Raw genomic sequence first — 16,787 nt, forward strand, 5'->3', positions numbered from 1 at the left:
AGTTTTATCCCTGGCCTGACAATTGACAACTACCTGAACTGACAATTGAAGACAAAAAGTGGGCTTGCTCACGAATCCACTTTTCACAGAGCCTGTAATATCAGGCTCTTTTCATTTCAAACTCCTCCACCCCGCCAGAATAAGAAATGACCTGCTGCAGTGTTTGCGAAACCGGTGTGTCTTCCGGGTAAGCCAGACCGATGCGCCGCTGAAAATCAACGTTACTAAACCGATGTACCGTAACATCATCATGACGCCCAACGCTGCTTTCCGGCACAATGGCGACTCCCAGCCCTGACTTCACCAGGCCTATAGCCCATTCAGAACTACTGACAGAAGCTTTGATCCTGACCTGTACGTTGTCACGAATCATGATGCTTTTGATCACCGGATCCAGCTCACAGGGTTTGCGCTGGATATACGGGAAATCATTGATGTCCCTGATGGTGACCATCTCAGGCAGGTTGATATAGCGGTTCTTCGGCGCCACCAGGACGTATTCCTCACGCCACAGCGTGATAAAGACATCATTGGGTCGTATCAGGTGATCGGATACGATATTGGCATCAGACTTGTCACCCGGATAATCCACCAGAGTCAGGTCCAGATGTTTGATGTTGGCCAACCAGTGCTTAAGCCAGATAGACACCATATCAAGGTCCAGGGAGGGCATCACGCCCAGGGTGATGTTGTGTGAATCCTCCTCTTCCTGAAACAGGTTCTTCAGTGAGTGCATTTCTGACACCAGCCGTTTGGCAATGGGGTATAGCCTTTTGGCTGAATCTGTGGGGGTAACTCCCTTCTTGTGTCTGACAAACAACTTCACATTCATCGAACTTTCCAGTTGGGTGATTGCAGCAGAAATCGATGGTTGTGAGATGTGGCAGACCTTGGCCGCAGAACTCAGGTTTTTCTCCTGAAACACAGCAGCAAAGTATCGTAGTGAGCGAATATCCATGGCAAAACTCCTAACCTATCCAAAGTCAGTACCTATAGCCCATCCTGTCAAAAACGATTTCGGACAAACCATAGTCTTTCCATAAAATCAAAATACCTTACTACGTTTACCAAGGAGGCAACGTGAGCGGGATATTTCAACCACAAGTGCACCGACAGCCACATTCTTATGCTTTTTTTGATTTCGACGGCACTCTCATCAATATTAAAAGCATGCTCAGCTTTTTGGAATATTATTCCAAAATAAAATTTAAATCGTGTCACTTTTATGACGAATTCATGAGCAAGGCCAGCAGACTACAGACTCAGGGCTGTGCAAGATCTGATCTTAACACCCTTTATTACCAGCACTTTGCAGGATCTTCTTACACAGAGCTACTTGAACTTGGTGATGAATGGTATGAGCAGGAAATTATCAATAAGCGTCACCGGCTGATCACTCACACGATTCGAATACTGGAACAACACCGCTACATGGGTGATACCGTTGTGTTGGTGACAGGCAGTATGTGGCCGCTGCTGCGCCGATTCTGCGAAGACTACAGAATCAAAGATGCCCTGTACGCTGAACTGACTTGCCATGGAGATACGGTCACAGGCGCTTTGGAGCATGGGCCGATCATCAGCGAAGGCAAAGCCAAAGCCATATCCCGCTATCTCAAACATCAAAAAGTGCCCGCCAGTCTTGAACAATGTTACGCCTATGGCGATCACATCAGCGACCTGTCGATGTTGGAAATGGTCGGCCATCCGGTTGTGGTCAGCGGAGATCCTGAACTTGAGACGATCGCAGATGACCGTGATTGGTCACTTTTATGGGTACATAACACGGATGCATGGTATGCAGAGAATAAGGAGCAACCCACACATGTCTAGAACCATCACGTCTAGAACCATCACGTTTAGAAGCATCATGTTTAGAGCTATCTTCAGTCACTCAACCTTGTTCGCCACTGCGTTTTCTTTCTCGTTTCTCAGTCTCTCAGCACCTCCGGAAGTGACTGAAATCTGGCGCCTGACAGAGGGACTGGAGCAGCCTGAATCCGTTATCTTCGATCCGATCCGTTCCCGTTACTACGTCAGCAACATGGCGGGCGATCCCCTCGCTCATGACGGCAAAGGTGGGATCGCTATTGTCTCAGCAGACGGCAAACTGGTGAACCCTGAATGGATCACCGGACTGGACGCCCCCAAAGGTATGACGATAACCAACAATGAGCTGGTCGTCACCGATATTAACCGGGTCTGCTTCATTAATCTGGAAGATGTCAGTCAACAGCGGTTTTTTATCGTTGAAGGAGCCAAATCTCTCAACGATGTTACCGTGTCAGAAGACGGCACAGTCTACGTCAGTGATGTGCTGGATAATACTCTGTATCGCATCAGGGGCAACCAACTCGATCAATTGCTGAGTAGTGCAGATTTGCAGACGCCAAATGGCCTCTATGCCTATGACAACAGATTGTATGTTGCCTCATGGGGCGATCTGACCGACGGTTTCAACACCGAAGTTCCAGGACATGTCAAAGCATTGGACATCAGCTCCGGCGAGTTAAGATCACTGGGAGAAGGCAACAGCCTGGGAAATCTTGATGGTTTGGAAAGGCTCTCAAACGGGAGTTTCTTCGCCACAGACTGGATGCAGGGATCTCTTCTGCACGTCTCGGCCGACGGCTCAGGCCAACAGGTGTTGCAACTGGAGCAAGGGTCAGCGGACCTCACGGTTGTGGAAACGCAGTCTACAGTGGTCATTCCTCTCATGCTGTCGAATCAGGTCGTTGCCTACAAATACCGGTTCTGACGTAACTTTTTCTGAATCATCATGAATTCCCGTCAGGGCCTCAAGAAGCTGGTATTCCAGCCACTGGGGCCCTGATAGAATCAGTGGGTTTACTCTACATTTTCTGAAACCAGCCGCTCTGTCGTTTCTACGGAATGCTGCAGCGGCGCAAAATAGCGCTGGAAATAGATCTTGATCGAATTAAGGAAATTCATGTTGCCAGCATAGCCAATATACAAATCCGGCCGGATCATGAACATATCCCCGTCCCTGGCATCATAGGCTCGTTTTATTTTCTGCCCGGCATCAACAATCAAGTCGACGGCTTCCACAATAACGTCAGATACTACCGGCTTTTCAGTAATGACAAATATACGCAGATACTCCCGACTAATATCCGGTAAGGCATCCATCAGCTCTGCGAGCATTTTTGTATCACCCGTGTCCGCGAACAACAGTATGCTTAATGCTCCCCGGCCATAGAACTCCTGGCTGTCTACAGACTTCTGTCCATAGGTAATCTCTTTTACAAAAGGCGCCATCTGGCCTGGTTGAATGTTTTGTCCGATTGCCTGGTTACGGTCATCCCTGACGAAATCACTGAGATGATAAAACTGGGAAGTGCCCCCAGTCTGCTGCGCCATTCCGTATCGAAAGAATCGTCGATTCGACATTTTCGGCCACAGCGGCTCCAGAGCTTCGACATCCGGGTTCAGGCGCGAAATCAATTGGGTTGAGCGGTCAGTGTGGGCCAAAAGCTGCCCGGCCATGAATAGGCGCTCATCACGATAGCTTTCCAGCACGGCAGGATTCATTCTCCCTTTCATCACGAGACCCAGTTTCCAGGCAAGGTTAGCAGCATCCTGCAAGCCCGTATTCATCCCCAGGCCGCCGATCGGGCTGAACAAATGGCTAGCGTCCCCAGCCAGAAAACATCGACCACTGACATTGTCACTGGTAATCCGATTGTAGAAAGGTGCACTCGAAATCCAGATGGGATCATGCAGTTTCATGCCGGCAGGCCCGATCCTGGCCGCATATTGTTGAAACAGCTCCAGCGGCGGCGTATCGCCCTCCTCCTGATATTCGCCATCCACCTTAATCACAATCCGATGTTTATCACCGGTAAGCGGAATCAGAATGAGAAAACAATCTTCCTCAACGAAGTAATGCACCTTGTCTCTGGGCCCATCCCAATCCACAGAGAGATCGGCCAGGATGAAATACATGTCGTAGTTCAGCCCGGTAAAGGAAAAGCCCAGTTCGTCTCTGACCCTACTCTTGCCGCCATCACACCCGACAAGATAGGAAAAACTGCAGATTTCCTCTGTCTGATCCTTAACATGATGCAGGCGAACACTGACGTAATCGGAGTTGTTTTCGATGATATCGACAAGTTCAACCTCACGATCAACCTCACCGCCCAAAGCTTCGAACTGCTTCAGTATTGCCTGCTCTGTCACTGGCTGGGGTTGCATGGCGAGATAATTGAAATGCTCGTCCACATGACGGAAATCAATATGCAGAAAATCCCGCCCCTGCCAGTGAACATAGATATCGTCCACACGTTGAGCGGTTTGTTGAATCGAATCGCTGACACCAAGATCATGCAGCAGTTTTAATGAAGCACAGTTAATCGTCAGGGCCTTCGAGTGGGAAATTGAGGTCGCCCGCTTTTCAATCACGCGAACATCAACACCTTGTCGCAACAAATGGCAACCCATCAGCAGGCCTGTTGGTCCGGCACCGACAATCAATATGGTCTGGTTCATGGAGGTTGTTTCCTTTTTCTTTGACAAACAAAACCTTGTTAAACCTCACGTCGCTGGAAAGCTTACTGAACATTTCCTCAACTATGCAATGCCATAACGCTGCCAACTAACGGCCAGTTCAAATTTAGACGACTTTCAACTCTCATCGCACAAACAGAAAATGTCTTTATATCACTTTATTGGTGTGCATAGGTTATTGAAAAAAATAACATTAGTTCGAATTTCCTTCACCAGCAGGCCGATATATAGCTGTGCCAGACTCATAGATTCAGCCTTCATAGGGTATCAGAACTTCATATTATCCAGCGTCGGTTGATTCTATCTATGATGACCTTGAACGAGCCTCACGTCACAGCTCTTCAATTTTTCAACCAATGGAAGGAAATAATAACGATGAAAGCTATCGCCATGACCGACTTTGGCTCTAACAACGTTTTCAAAACCGTTGATATAGAGCCACCTCAGATAGGTGATCACGATCTCTTGATCGAAGTCCTGGCATCGAGTGTAAACCCCATAGATATTAAACTTCGTCAGGGCGCGTTTCCGCAGCTTTGTCCCAATATGCCGGCGGTATTGAACTCTGACGTAGCAGGCGTTGTTGTGGAGACTGGACGGGCTGTCAAGAACTTCAGCCCGGGGGATGAAGTTTTTGCCTGTGCCGGTGGCATTGCGGGGATTCAGGGAGCGCTGGCGCAACATATGGCAGTGCCCGAAAAGTTCGTTGCCAAAAAGCCTCAGAAGCTCTCATTCACAGAAGCCGCCGCCCTGCCGCTGGTCGCCCTGACAGCCTGGGAAGTTATTGCCAAACGCGCCCTCGTCAGTCGGGATGACAAGGTGCTGGTCATCGGTGGTACCGGTGGCGTTGGCCACATTGCCGCTCAACTTGCCAAGCTGCGTGGTTCTGAAGTCACCGTGACTGTTGGCTCTGAAGCCAAATGGGGACGAATTAAGGACTGGGGTATTGATCATTATATCAATTACCGGGAAGAATCCTTCGAAGACGCACTGCAGCGGGTGAATGCTCCCCACGGATTCAATGTGGTGGTGGACACCGTGGGTGACGCCATGTTCCAGCAGGCCCAGTCGGTGATCGGCCCTCAGGGTAGACTCTGCAGTCTGGTCGCTGCCGGCACTCACGATCTGACGCAGGCTTATATCAAAAGTACCCGAATCGATCTGATCAATATATTGCTCCCCATTATCACCGGTATCGGGGGAGATGACCGCGGCATGATACTGACCGAGATTGCCCAGTTGGTCGACTCAGGACAGCTTCACCTGCTGGTGGATTCCCACCGCTTCAGATTTACCGAAGTGGCAGAGGCCCATGCCTATATGGAAACCAAATCTCACACAGGAAAGATTGTCCTGGAATCGAACTTCTGATCGGGAGCTCAGTATGCAAAGGCTATCATCTTCAGCAACCAACCTTGACCTGATCAAAGGCTTCTTTGAGGCTTTTTCCAGAAAAGATCTTGGGACCATTGAAAGCCTCCTGGCACCGGATATTCATTACCGGTTCCCTTCCTCCAGCCATATACCTTTCGCGGGTTCCTGGCAGGGCAAGGATAAGTTCATGGAGTTTCTGCAGGTTGTCGATGAGCATCTGGATATCGATGAGTTTTCCCCGGAAACCTATCTTCCCTCTGAAAACCACGTTGTTGTACTCGGGCAGGAAAAAGCACTGGTAAAAAAAACCAATAAGCCCTTCACCAGTCAATGGGCATTGGTATTCCATATAACAAACGAAAAAATCACAGAACTCTGGGACTATTCCGACTCCCTTGCGGTAGCGGAAGCTTTTGAGAGCAAATAAATATAATGAAACAGCCTGTGGACCTCTTGGTCCACAGGCATATCCGCGGCGCTTATTATCAGCAGCCGCTGATCAGAACGGAGCGCTCTTCGGTGCCCTTGGGAAAGGAATCACATCGCGAACGTTCTCCATCCCGGTCACGTACGCTATCAGGCGTTCGAAGCCCAATCCGAACCCGGCATGTGGAACGGTGCCATAACGGCGCAGGTCTCGGTACCACCACAAATCTTCTTTGTGGTCCATATTGCCCAGGCGATAGTCCAGGACATCAAGGCGCTCTTCCCTCTGGCTGCCTCCGATAATCTCCCCGATACCCGGTGCCAGTACGTCCATGGCCGCAACAGTCGTCTCATCAGGATTGAGGCGCATATAGAATGCTTTGATATCTTTGGGGTAGTTCTTGATGATGACTGGCGCTCCAACATGTTTCTCAGCCAGGTAACGCTCGTGCTCAGACTGCAGATCCAGACCCCAGGTGACCGGATATTCGAAGGACTGGCCGGAAGCCTGCAGAATCTTGATGGCTTCGCCATAATCCATACGCACGAATTCCTTATTCACAATGTTCTCAAGCCGGCTGATGACGTCCGGATTGATCCTCTGGGCAAAGAATGACATGTCGTCACTGCGTTCTTCCAGCACCACTTTGAACAAGTACTTGAGGAAGTGCTCAGCCAGATCCGCATTATCATTCAGATCGGCAAACGCGATTTCCGGTTCGATCATCCAAAATTCGGCCAGATGCCGGCTGGTGTTGGAATTCTCCGCACGGAAGGTAGGACCAAACGTATACACCTTGGACATGGCCAGACAATAGGACTCCACGTTCAACTGCCCGGAAACTGTCAAAAAGGTTTCCTTACCGAAGAAATCTTCCTGGAAATCCACCTCTCCTCCAGGGCCTTTGGGGAGATTGGCAAAATCCAGTGTACTGACCCGAAACAGTTCTCCGGCACCTTCACAATCGCTGGCGGTTAAAATGGGCGTATTAATCCACTGAAAACCATTTTTATAGAAATAATCGTGCACGGCATGGGACAAAGTACTTCTGACCCGAGTCACGGCACCGATTGCATTGGTACGCGGACGAAGATGTGCGACACCCCGCAGAAATTCCAGGGTATGGCGCTTCTTGGCAATGGGATAGGTTTCCGGATCATCGACCCAGCCAACAACCTCTACCGAGGTAGCCTGAATCTCGCAGGCCTGGCCTTGCGCCGGCGATTCCACGAGCTCTCCTTCCACGATCACTGAACACCCCGTCGTCAGGTGGAGAACATTCTCCTGGTATCCAGGTATGTCCTTGTCGATAACCGCCTGAATGGGGTCAAAGCAGGATCCGTCATGTACGTGCAGAAATGACATGCCGGCTTTGGAGTCACGCCGGGATCTTACCCAGCCCTTTACAACGACTTTGGTGCCGGTGGCTTCTTTTTTGGACAACAAGTCCGCAATACGATGATAAGACATCTGAAATTCTCTTTTGCCAAGATTGTGATTGGATCATCCCGATCGAGGTTCTGCTCCCTTTTGGGGACACCGGAAGCCTGTCACCGGCCCTCCTGCAGCCTCTCGAATGGGCTAGGGTCTGTTGAGGTTTCATATGATGCACATGCTGGAGTCACATTTTGTTCTCTGCAAAGCGGAGAGAGTGCAGTGTAGTCATTCTACACAAACGATCGACAATACCGCAGAGGGCAAAATGTGGCCCAGCCCTGCGGGCTAGTGCCCCTTCAGTGGGTAGAGAACCTGAAAGCAGGCCCCTCATTGTTGCTCGGCGTTTATTTAGAATGACTAAACTTCACTTCTCGCGCCTCGACTGGCCTGCTTTCAGGTTCTCCATGAGCATCATATGAAACGTCAACAGACCCTAGTATTCTGTAAGGACACCAAGTCTAGCAAAAGTCCGCACTGTCACCTACACCGCACTGACATCTGCATCACAATTAGCGGCTACTTATTATTTCAACATGAAGGTACAATGCGCGGCTGGACGAGGAGTGACAAACCGATGACCGATCAGCAAGACCAGATATATGCCAATCCACTGGATCAGGTGAAAAGTTTCGTATTCGACGAGCGAGTGGCGCACGTCTTTACGGACATGATCAACCGTTCAGTGCCCGGCTATGCCATGACGCTGGAAATGCTGGGCATCATTACCCGTCGCTTCGCACAATCCGGCTCCTCACTTTATGACCTGGGTTGCTCCCTGGGTGCCTCCACATTGGCCATGCGCTGCAGTCTTGATGACTCTTCCAGAGGCAAACCCGGGGAATACCAGGTGATTGGCGTGGATAATTCTGAAGCCATGATAGAGCGTTGCCAGGTCAATCTTGCCAGGGTGCCCAGTCAAGTTCCAACAGAGCTTAACTGTCAAGGACTGGAGGAAACGCCTATTGATAACGCCTCCATGGTGGTACTGAATTTTACTCTACAGTTCATCCCCATTGCAGAACGTCTTCCATTGCTTACACGTATCGCTGCGGGAACTCTCCCAGGCGGTGCCCTGGTGCTGTCGGAAAAGATTATCTTCGACAACCCGGAAGGCCAGGCATTGATGACAGAACTGCACCACGATTTCAAACGGTCACGGGGCTACAGTGACTTGGAAATCGCCCAGAAACGGGCGGCGATTGAAAACGTTTTGGTACCTGAGTCGGTTGAAACACATCTGAACCGCCTGAAAGACGCCGGCTTTAGCCGAGCCGCCGTGTGGTACCAGTGTTTTAATTTTGTCTCCTTTCTGGCGATCAGGTAGCGCTTTTTAATACGAATAACTTTTAAAACCGGCCGATCTTATTGAATATGGCCGGTTTTATAAAATAGCGGGATATCACAAACGCTTGGGCTCGAAAAAACGCAGGAGCTCAAAAAACAGAAGCAGGGGGTCTCATACTCAGAGACCAGTTTCAACAACACGCGAATTTTGAAAGTTAAACACAGATACACTGACCATGAATTTTTTCGACGATTTCTATCAGCACATTTCCCACAACCGTTTGGATAAACACCTGGAAGCCTTCCGCCAGGCGGTTGATGTCCGCTTCCAGCGGGATCATGGAGATATGCCTGCCTGGAAGAAGGCTTTCGGACAGCTCCCGGATGCCTCCCCCTCTGTGTTCAACTGCTCAACCGATACTCTGATGATTGGTCAAGAAACGGATCTGACACCTGATCAACATCAGCAAATGATCGCTGGCCTACGCGGGCTACATCCCTGGCGCAAAGGTCCGTTCAATTTCTTTGGTGAGTTTATCGACACCGAATGGCGTTCAGACTGGAAGTGGCAGCGCCTGGCGCCGCACATCTCCCCTTTACAGGGTCGATTTGTTCTGGACGTTGGCTGTGGCAGTGGCTATCACTGCTGGCGCATGCTCGGCGACGGAGCCGGATTTGTATTGGGAGTCGACCCCTCTCCCAAGTTTTTGTTTCAGTTTCAGGCAGTCAAAAAGTACCAACCCCGAGCACCGATCCATTACCTGCCTCTGCGATCAGAAGACCTGCCCCAGAATATGCAGGCATTTGACACCGTCTTTTCCATGGGGGTGCTCTATCACAGGCGTTCAACTTTCGACCATATTGATGAACTGAAAGCCACGCTGAAACCCGGTGGTGAGCTGGTACTGGAAACGCTGGTGATCCTCGGTGACGAGAACACCGTGCTGACACCGAGTGACCGTTATGCACAGATGCGCAATGTCTGGAGCATTGGCAGCGCCAAGGCCACTCAACGATGGATTGAGCGCTGCGGTTTCGTGAATGTCAGAATTGTTGATGAAAGCGACACGTCTCTGGAAGAACAAAGACAAACCGACTGGATGACCTTCCAGTCTCTGAAGGATTTCCTGGACCCGAATGATCTCAGCAAAACCATTGAAGGTTATCCTGCTCCCCGCCGAGCCATATTAGTGGCCGACAAACCGTCTTGACGCGATTCAATCTGACGATTGGTCAAAGCCCCGCCTGAGACAGGCTTCCCAGGCGGGGCTTTCAGTCCGGGCGCCGGTATAGCACATGAATATATCGGGCAATGGAAAGAAAAGGCTCTGTGGTGGAATATCGACGTTCCATTTCCAGAACATCCTCATAGCTTCGCCCTTCTCTTACGTGGCGTTGCATAAAATCATAAAAGGTCCTGATCCCACGCCGGCATACCTGCTCAAAGTTCGCTTCCTGTAGAATGTCATAGACAAGATCCGGAGGAATTGGGTTTTGTGGTGTCAGTCCTCCCTTTCGCTGATCCCAGTCCCCTTTCTTCAATTTCTTGAAATTACCCTGTAACAGATTTCTGTAGGTCAGACCGTTCTCATTGTAAAATGCCAGAGACAGCCAACCGCCAGGTGCGACTTTTGAAGCAATCAGTGCAAGCGCTTCGGCAGGCTCATCGACCCACTCCAGAACCGCGTGAGCAATGACCAGATCAAAAGATGAAGAAATAGCGGGCAATACTTCCTGCAAGGGTCCTTGATGGTAAGTCAAACGTTCTTCTGATACGCCTTCAGACTTGGCACGTCCAGCCGCCGCATCCAGCATATCAGTGGATATATCCGTCAGTGTCAACTGGTGGCACTGGTTTGCCAGCCTCATGCTGAATATGGCATCGCCGCATCCCACATCCAGCACCCGAAGTTTCTTCTCAGCCACCTCGGGAACAAAATAGAGTTCAAAATCCTCCTGAATCAGATCCAGCCTTAATTTACCTTTCGGAGTGCCATAAATATTGGACTGAAACCTGGATTTCAGTTCATTGAAATTTTGTCCATGTGACGTTACTTTCTGGTCTTTCACGGTGATTTCCGACATCCTGTTTCAAGATGCATTCAGATGCACTTGGGGTGCATAAACAAAAGGATCTATTGTGTATAGACTACTCATTATTTTGCATATTATGGCCGCGATAGTATGGCTGGGCGGCATGTTCTTCGCTTATTTTTCGTTACGTCCCAGTGCAGGTCAACTACTACAGCCTCCGCAGAGACTTCCTCTGTGGGCAGAAGTGCTGACTCACTTCTTTCGCTGGGTGTGGATCGCCATCATTATACTCTGGATAAGCGGACTCAGCATGATGCGTATGCTGGGAGAGACAATGCCGCTTTACGTCCACATTATGATGGGCCTTGGATTGATCATGACGGTTATTTTCGCACTCGTGTTCTTCTTTCCATTCCGCATGCTTAAAACAAGATCACTGGAACAGCTCTGGAAAGAAGCAGCAGTTGGACTGAATCAAATCAGAATTGCTGTCGCCACCAACCTGATCCTGGGCGGTCTCATCGTCCTCTTTGCAGCCGGAAAATGGCCGGTTTGAATTCCGACACCTCTACTCACTCAACCCGGCAGCGACAACTGCCGGGAAACCACATTCACCACTGTCTCGGTGTCAACCTGACCGGATTCAAACCACTGAATACTGGTTCCGCGCCGCTCCATACGACGAAACCACTTAATCTGTTGTCTGGCAAACTGGTAGATGGCTGAAGCGAGCTTCTGCTTCATATCATTGAAATTGAGTTCCCCTTTCAGGTAATCAGACACAAAGCGATATTCAAGCCCGAAATTATAGAGTTGCTGGTGACTGACACCACACTCTAGCAGCCCCCTCACTTCGTCCACCATGCCTTCATCAAGGCGTGCAGCAAGCCTCTTCTCAATCCGGTTCCGCAGCACTTCAGACTCACAGCGAAGGCCGACGATCACAGGATTGAGGTCAACCTGTATGACGTCGGTTTCTCCCCGCGCTTCAGCTTCCGCGATTTCAATGGCACGGATTGTCCTCTCGCGATCCTGCGTATCTGTTGTATTGTGCAGGGGTTTGAGGCTTTCAAGGCGGGCATTCAACTGGGTCTGGGTCAATTCGCTCAACTCAGCTCGTAATCCCTCATTTCTCGGCGCGGACTGCAACGCATAACCACGAATCAAAGCATCCAGAAATAGCCCCGTACCGCCGGAAAATATAGGTAGTTTCCTTCTTTTGGACAGGTCATTCAGGGTTTGCCGGGCTGCACAAAGAAAATCAAACAGGCTGAACTCTGTGGTCGGTTCCACAATATCGATCAGGTGATAGGGGGTATCGCCATATTCCTGCAGGTCCTTGCCGCTGCCGATATCGAGGCCACGGTAAACCTGTCGTGAATCCACCGATACCACCTCTCCGGATAAACGACGGGCAAGCTCAACAGCCAAGCGGGTCTTACCTGTGGCAGTGGCGCCCAGGACAATCACCGAAGTGGCAGATGTTAATACTGATTCGGAGGATATCAATGAAGGTGACATAGACTGGACCACAACTATCAGGAAGATGCCACGCCAAGACTGCTCAGCCAGACCGGCATCAGCTCACTGGGCAGAGCAATATCTCGGGCCTTTCCAGTCAGAGGGCATTTGAAATTCAATTCCACTGCTGCCAGACACAGGCCGTCAGTCGACGCGGGTCCGCCATAGTCCCGATCACCAACCAAAGGACACCCGATGCTACTGAAGTGGCGGCGTATCTGATGTTTCCGCCCGGTGATCAGATCAATTTCCACGCCGACCCTATCCGTGTCAGATACCGGCAGCAAAGTCCGGTAACGGGTTTCAGCTTCCTGGCCGTCAACTTTCATCCTCAGAACACCATCAGTAGGCTCCGGTGATGCAGACAATACCGCCCGGTACCGTTTACTGATAGTCCGCTTCTTAAGCATCTCTCCCAGTTTGGCAGCAGCCTTTGGTGAATGGGCAATCACGATCAGCCCACAAGCTTCCCGGTCCAGCCGGTGCAACAGAAACACTTTTCTGCCGCTCAAAGTTTGTTCGGCAATGCGAAGCAAAGAACAATGATCTCCCCACTGCGTGCCCTGACTCAATAGCCCTGGAGGTTTGTACCACACGGAGTATTCGTTGAAGTCCTGCAGTAGGGTGGCTGTGGGCGGTTCACTGCCAAGCAATCTGGGGTCATAGAAGACTTCCAAAACATCGCCTGCCAGCAAAGAGGTTTTGGCACGGCGAAGACGCTTACGGGGTTTACGCCCCCTCTTCAGCCATACGGCGCCTTTAAGCATGGCATCTTTGACTTTCTGTTTGGAGAGGACCGTTTCTCCTGACAGAATATCAACGGCTGCCCCATTCTCAGATATCTCAATGGTTTGCTCAAAGCGTTTTAGTGGTTCAGACGCATTGTTGGCGTCTTTTGCGGGAGTAGACTTAACGTCTGGCATGGTACACCTTATAACGACTATCCTCGGCCAACACCGACACCGATCCCAAAGAATCCTCGATCCAATCCGCATAGGGCAGAAAACGGTTAGCGACCAGTATCAGGGAGCCGCCAGGTCGTAACTTGGTCTGACAGTCTTTCAGGAACTGCTGAGTGGTCCTGGTATCCTGCTTCACTCCTTGATGAAAAGGGGGATTGGTCACTATCGCCGATAATCCCGGCTCAACTTGAGACAAGCCATCTGACGCATAAACGTTGACCTCCATCCCCATCTTCTCAGCAGAACACCGGGCACTTTCCAGGGCCAGTGCATTGACATCCACCAGTTCTAGTTGAGCCGCCGGCCATTGTTTCTTCAGACTCAGGCCAACAACGCCGCACCCGCACCCAAAGTCCAGAATTCGAGCGCCTCCCCTGCCTTTTCTCATATGACCGAGGAGAGATTTAATCTCCGGCAGTTGCAGGCTTTCCAACAACAATTGAGTTCCATCGTCCAGTCGTCCGGCGCTGAATACACCGGGCAGATTGTACAGTTCCAGTATTTCTTTATCCGGCAACGTTACAGAATACTGCTGCCACAGGCTTTCCAGGGTCCCATTATTCAGCCCTTTAAACGTCTTGTCAGCAGCAGTGATTTCCCATAACTGACAATGGCGTGCGGAGTCCAGCTTGATACAGGACATTCCACGGGTCTTCAATTTCTTGGCGACACTTTCCACGCCTTCGCGTTTTTCCCCCACCAGCCAGACACTGCCCGCATTGGCTAACACCTCACCGAACATCACCAGGTAAAGTTCAATCACGTCCTTGCTTTTCGGCATAAACAGGATCACCTGATCAAACGCCCCCGCTTTCGAAATTAACTTCTCGGTTTCCGAAGTTGTCGGAGAAGAAAAACCAAAGTGACAGCGTTCACGGTTTTCTGCCGCCAGCGACTGCTGCTGTGCTTCGTAGGCCTGGAAGTCCCAGCATAGACTCGTGGTGGTATGCCCATTTTGCTCAAGTTCAGCATGCAACCGATCAATAGGCGGGCAAACCAGCAACAGAGAGTTCTGTAATTGGTCACTCTGACGCATCAACACCTGACTGGTGTTTTCCAATCCGTTCATTTTGGTCTTTCCAGAGTAATAATGTCACCGATTGAGGCGTATTCATTAGCGCCCAGTCTCGCCAGAGGGTTCACCTTCTTAGCATCCACTTTCAGCCGACCCTTGGCATCAGTAACAGCAACCTCGTCATCCAGATACAGCGTCTCAATTTCCAACAGGATCAGCGCCTGTGGCACCGGTCCAAGCTCAATGACCTGGGACACACGACAACCGAAGGCCACGCGACACTCTGCCAGTCTGGGTAATTCAAAGTGTTCAAATTCAGAGAGATTCAATGCCAGAGAATCCAGCTCAGATTCGCCATACCCTAAAGTGCGGGAAGAATCTGACACCATCTGGACCTGGTCAGCACTGGCAATATGCACAACACAGGGACGGCCTTCGACAAGATTGGCCCGAGTATCCTTCAAATCACCATCCGGCTTTTTCCCGATAGAGACAATTAAAGTCGGAGGTGCACTGGCCAGCGCATTAAAGAAAGAAAACGGCGCCAGGTTGTATTGACCAGCAGGTGATCCGTCAGACTGACCGTTCTCACTCAATATCCAGGCAATAGGTCGGGGAATCACCGTTTGTGTCATCAGGTGATAGATTTCAGGGGCATTAAGCTGGGATAAATCTATATTCATTGAAAATCCGGATTCACGATGAATGGGGAGCCAGTATCTGAAAAGGTGGTTCAGTTATTGTGCGATCTACCACCATTTCAGATACTGGCTCAAATTGACCAAGGGGCCATCATTCTAAAGTTTTCCCGTTTTTGTTTCACGGCTCATCAACAATATTTTTACCACACCATCAAGCCCCTGGAGCCGCACCAGCAAATTCAGCCATTATCGAGAGGACCCAGCCCAGTCAACCGCAATACACCAATCTATTGGGACCAACCCCCAACTCAAGATCCCGCGTATTTTGTGATCAGGATCTCTCTAATTGACTACCTGTTGTGCAAAAATCCGCCCACACACATAAATAACAATAAATTGCGATTCCACAACAATAATCAACACAAGCATACAAGCTGCGCATTCTAAGGGGTCAGCAACATCCAGGATGGGGTGAGCGCAGAACAGTAAGCACCCGGAATCGCGGTGGAATCTTTCACCAGGGTCATACTATGAAACACTCCATCGCAGCCTTGATGGCTATTTGCCTGATCTATTGGTCACAACCCTCCCCGGCCGCTGTCGTAGATGGCATGGAAATCCCCGAACAGCTGCCAGCTGACGGCGCACGCCCCACCCTTTATCTGAACGGAGCGGCGAAACGGAAGTTTCTGTTGTTCGTTGATGTTTATGTCGGCTCACTTTATGTTGAAACTGTTTCTGACAACCCCAGCCAACTATTGAACGACAATGGATATCGTCGCATGGAGTTTCAGATGCTCCGCAATGTTAGAGGTCGCAAAATAGCGGACGCGTTTTATGACGGCATGCAATTGAATGTCACCCCGAATGAAGCCCTGTCCATGGAACCGGCCATTGAACAAATGGTTGAAATGTTCGATCAGCGTCTGAGTAAGGGCGATATCGCGGTGGTCGAATATATCCCTGGGAAAGGTACTCACGTGGTTCTGGCAGGCAATGACAGAGGCACCATCCCCAGCAAAGAGCTATTCGATGCCATTCTGTCCATATGGATCGGCGAGTTCCCGGTGAGCCAGGATTTCAAATCTGGCATCCTGGGGATTGAAACTGCATCACTCGAACAACCATCGCACCACCGTCGGGATGAAGACGAATTCTAGCAGGCTCCTGAAATACACCCTGCGTTGCAGGTTAGACGTTAGACCTGCCTGCCAGGGTATGATTTCCGAGAAAATCCCAAACAGCAACAGTTTGTTCTCTTGATACAAGTCAACAGGTTTCGATATTGACTGGGCAATAATCAACTCATCGATTTTTCATTTGGCGACTCAGACAAATTAAGAAGTGAGGCGATTATGTATATTGATGAAACCGTTATTGCAGGCTTGCTAGTAGTCGGGATGACCATCGCGTTTTTCGGTGGTGTCTATGTAGTATTGAAAAAGGACAACGAGAAACACAAACATCACCCCAAGTAATCGACCACTTTTTCCGGGCTTGTCCCGGCGGCTGTCCATAGAGACACTCAGCCTATTGATGTAGAGTGCGGCCATCGCGTTTCACTG

At 50.2% G+C, this 16,787-nt stretch carries 17 protein-coding genes; 9 read left to right on the plus strand and 8 right to left on the minus strand.

Features of this window, described 5'->3' with window-relative positions; all coding sequences use genetic code 11:
• Window positions 1-100 precede the first annotated feature (100 nt).
• A complete protein-coding gene (locus tag F566_RS33380; protein ID WP_020408469.1) occupies window positions 101-958 on the minus strand; it encodes a LysR family transcriptional regulator in 858 nt (285 codons plus the stop codon).
• A 146-nt stretch (window positions 959-1,104) separates the two neighbouring features.
• On the opposite strand from F566_RS33380, the gene F566_RS0118295 reads away from it, so the two are divergent.
• Both F566_RS0118295 and F566_RS0118300 read left to right on the plus strand, forming a co-directional pair.
• Window positions 1,105-1,833 (plus strand): HAD family hydrolase, encoded by a 729-nt coding sequence (locus F566_RS0118295; protein ID WP_281169115.1) that lies wholly within the window; start codon window positions 1,105-1,107, stop codon window positions 1,831-1,833.
• On the plus strand, window positions 1,826-2,758 hold the full coding sequence (locus F566_RS0118300; protein WP_157496883.1) for an SMP-30/gluconolactonase/LRE family protein: 933 nt from the start codon (window positions 1,826-1,828) through the stop codon (window positions 2,756-2,758). The genes F566_RS0118295 and F566_RS0118300 overlap by 8 nt, the downstream gene beginning before the upstream one ends.
• A gap of 89 nt (window positions 2,759-2,847) precedes the next feature.
• Here the strand turns inward: F566_RS0118300 and F566_RS0118305 are convergent, their stop codons facing one another.
• Complete coding sequence (locus tag F566_RS0118305; RefSeq protein ID WP_020408472.1) at window positions 2,848-4,509, minus strand: FAD-dependent oxidoreductase; 1,662 nt, start codon at window positions 4,507-4,509, stop codon at window positions 2,848-2,850.
• A 393-nt stretch (window positions 4,510-4,902) separates the two neighbouring features.
• On the opposite strand from F566_RS0118305, the gene F566_RS0118310 reads away from it, so the two are divergent.
• A complete protein-coding gene (locus F566_RS0118310) occupies window positions 4,903-5,898 on the plus strand; it encodes a zinc-binding dehydrogenase (protein WP_020408473.1) in 996 nt (331 codons plus the stop codon).
• A 13-nt stretch (window positions 5,899-5,911) separates the two neighbouring features.
• Window positions 5,912-6,328 (plus strand): nuclear transport factor 2 family protein, encoded by a 417-nt coding sequence (locus tag F566_RS0118315; protein WP_020408474.1) that lies wholly within the window; start codon window positions 5,912-5,914, stop codon window positions 6,326-6,328.
• Between the two features lie 72 nt (window positions 6,329-6,400).
• Here the strand turns inward: F566_RS0118315 and asnS are convergent, their stop codons facing one another.
• On the minus strand, window positions 6,401-7,798 hold the full coding sequence (gene asnS, locus F566_RS0118320) for an asparagine--tRNA ligase (protein ID WP_020408475.1): 1,398 nt from the start codon (window positions 7,796-7,798) through the stop codon (window positions 6,401-6,403).
• A 541-nt stretch (window positions 7,799-8,339) separates the two neighbouring features.
• Between asnS and cmoA the strand changes: the two genes are divergently transcribed.
• Both cmoA and cmoB read left to right on the plus strand, forming a co-directional pair.
• Window positions 8,340-9,089: a carboxy-S-adenosyl-L-methionine synthase CmoA gene (gene cmoA, locus F566_RS0118325; RefSeq protein WP_020408476.1), complete on the plus strand. Its 750-nt coding sequence runs from the start codon at window positions 8,340-8,342 to the stop codon at window positions 9,087-9,089.
• 196 nt (window positions 9,090-9,285) lie between these two features.
• Complete coding sequence (gene cmoB / locus F566_RS0118330; protein ID WP_020408477.1) at window positions 9,286-10,260, plus strand: tRNA 5-methoxyuridine(34)/uridine 5-oxyacetic acid(34) synthase CmoB; 975 nt, start codon at window positions 9,286-9,288, stop codon at window positions 10,258-10,260.
• Window positions 10,261-10,321: 61 nt separating this feature from the next.
• Here the strand turns inward: cmoB and F566_RS0118335 are convergent, their stop codons facing one another.
• Window positions 10,322-11,119, minus strand: coding sequence for a methyltransferase domain-containing protein (locus F566_RS0118335; protein ID WP_026180123.1), 798 nt, complete (start codon window positions 11,117-11,119; stop codon window positions 10,322-10,324).
• 70 nt (window positions 11,120-11,189) lie between these two features.
• Between F566_RS0118335 and F566_RS0118340 the strand changes: the two genes are divergently transcribed.
• Window positions 11,190-11,639, plus strand: coding sequence for a CopD family protein (locus tag F566_RS0118340; RefSeq protein WP_020408479.1), 450 nt, complete (start codon window positions 11,190-11,192; stop codon window positions 11,637-11,639).
• 20 nt (window positions 11,640-11,659) lie between these two features.
• Here F566_RS0118340 and miaA read toward each other — a convergent pair whose 3' ends face one another.
• From miaA to F566_RS0118360, 4 genes are read right to left on the minus strand one after another with little or no spacing between them, the layout of a single operon-like run.
• A complete protein-coding gene (gene miaA / locus F566_RS0118345; protein ID WP_020408480.1) occupies window positions 11,660-12,604 on the minus strand; it encodes a tRNA (adenosine(37)-N6)-dimethylallyltransferase MiaA in 945 nt (314 codons plus the stop codon).
• 17 nt (window positions 12,605-12,621) lie between these two features.
• Window positions 12,622-13,527 (minus strand): RluA family pseudouridine synthase, encoded by a 906-nt coding sequence (locus tag F566_RS33385; RefSeq protein WP_020408481.1) that lies wholly within the window; start codon window positions 13,525-13,527, stop codon window positions 12,622-12,624.
• On the minus strand, window positions 13,514-14,635 hold the full coding sequence (locus F566_RS0118355) for a class I SAM-dependent methyltransferase (protein WP_020408482.1): 1,122 nt from the start codon (window positions 14,633-14,635) through the stop codon (window positions 13,514-13,516). Before F566_RS0118355 ends, F566_RS33385 begins: the two co-directional genes overlap by 14 nt.
• Window positions 14,632-15,264 (minus strand): flavin reductase family protein, encoded by a 633-nt coding sequence (locus F566_RS0118360; protein WP_020408483.1) that lies wholly within the window; start codon window positions 15,262-15,264, stop codon window positions 14,632-14,634. The genes F566_RS0118355 and F566_RS0118360 overlap by 4 nt, the downstream gene beginning before the upstream one ends.
• Window positions 15,265-15,752: 488 nt before the next feature.
• Between F566_RS0118360 and F566_RS0118375 the strand changes: the two genes are divergently transcribed.
• A complete protein-coding gene (locus F566_RS0118375; RefSeq protein ID WP_020408485.1) occupies window positions 15,753-16,382 on the plus strand; it encodes a chalcone isomerase family protein in 630 nt (209 codons plus the stop codon).
• A gap of 240 nt (window positions 16,383-16,622) precedes the next feature.
• Window positions 16,623-16,700, plus strand: coding sequence for a hypothetical protein (locus F566_RS38075; protein WP_342662560.1), 78 nt, complete (start codon window positions 16,623-16,625; stop codon window positions 16,698-16,700).
• The last annotated feature ends 87 nt before the right edge of the window (window positions 16,701-16,787 follow it).

This window comes from Hahella ganghwensis DSM 17046 (assembly GCF_000376785.1).
Lineage (GTDB): Bacteria > Pseudomonadota > Gammaproteobacteria > Pseudomonadales > Oleiphilaceae > Hahella > Hahella ganghwensis.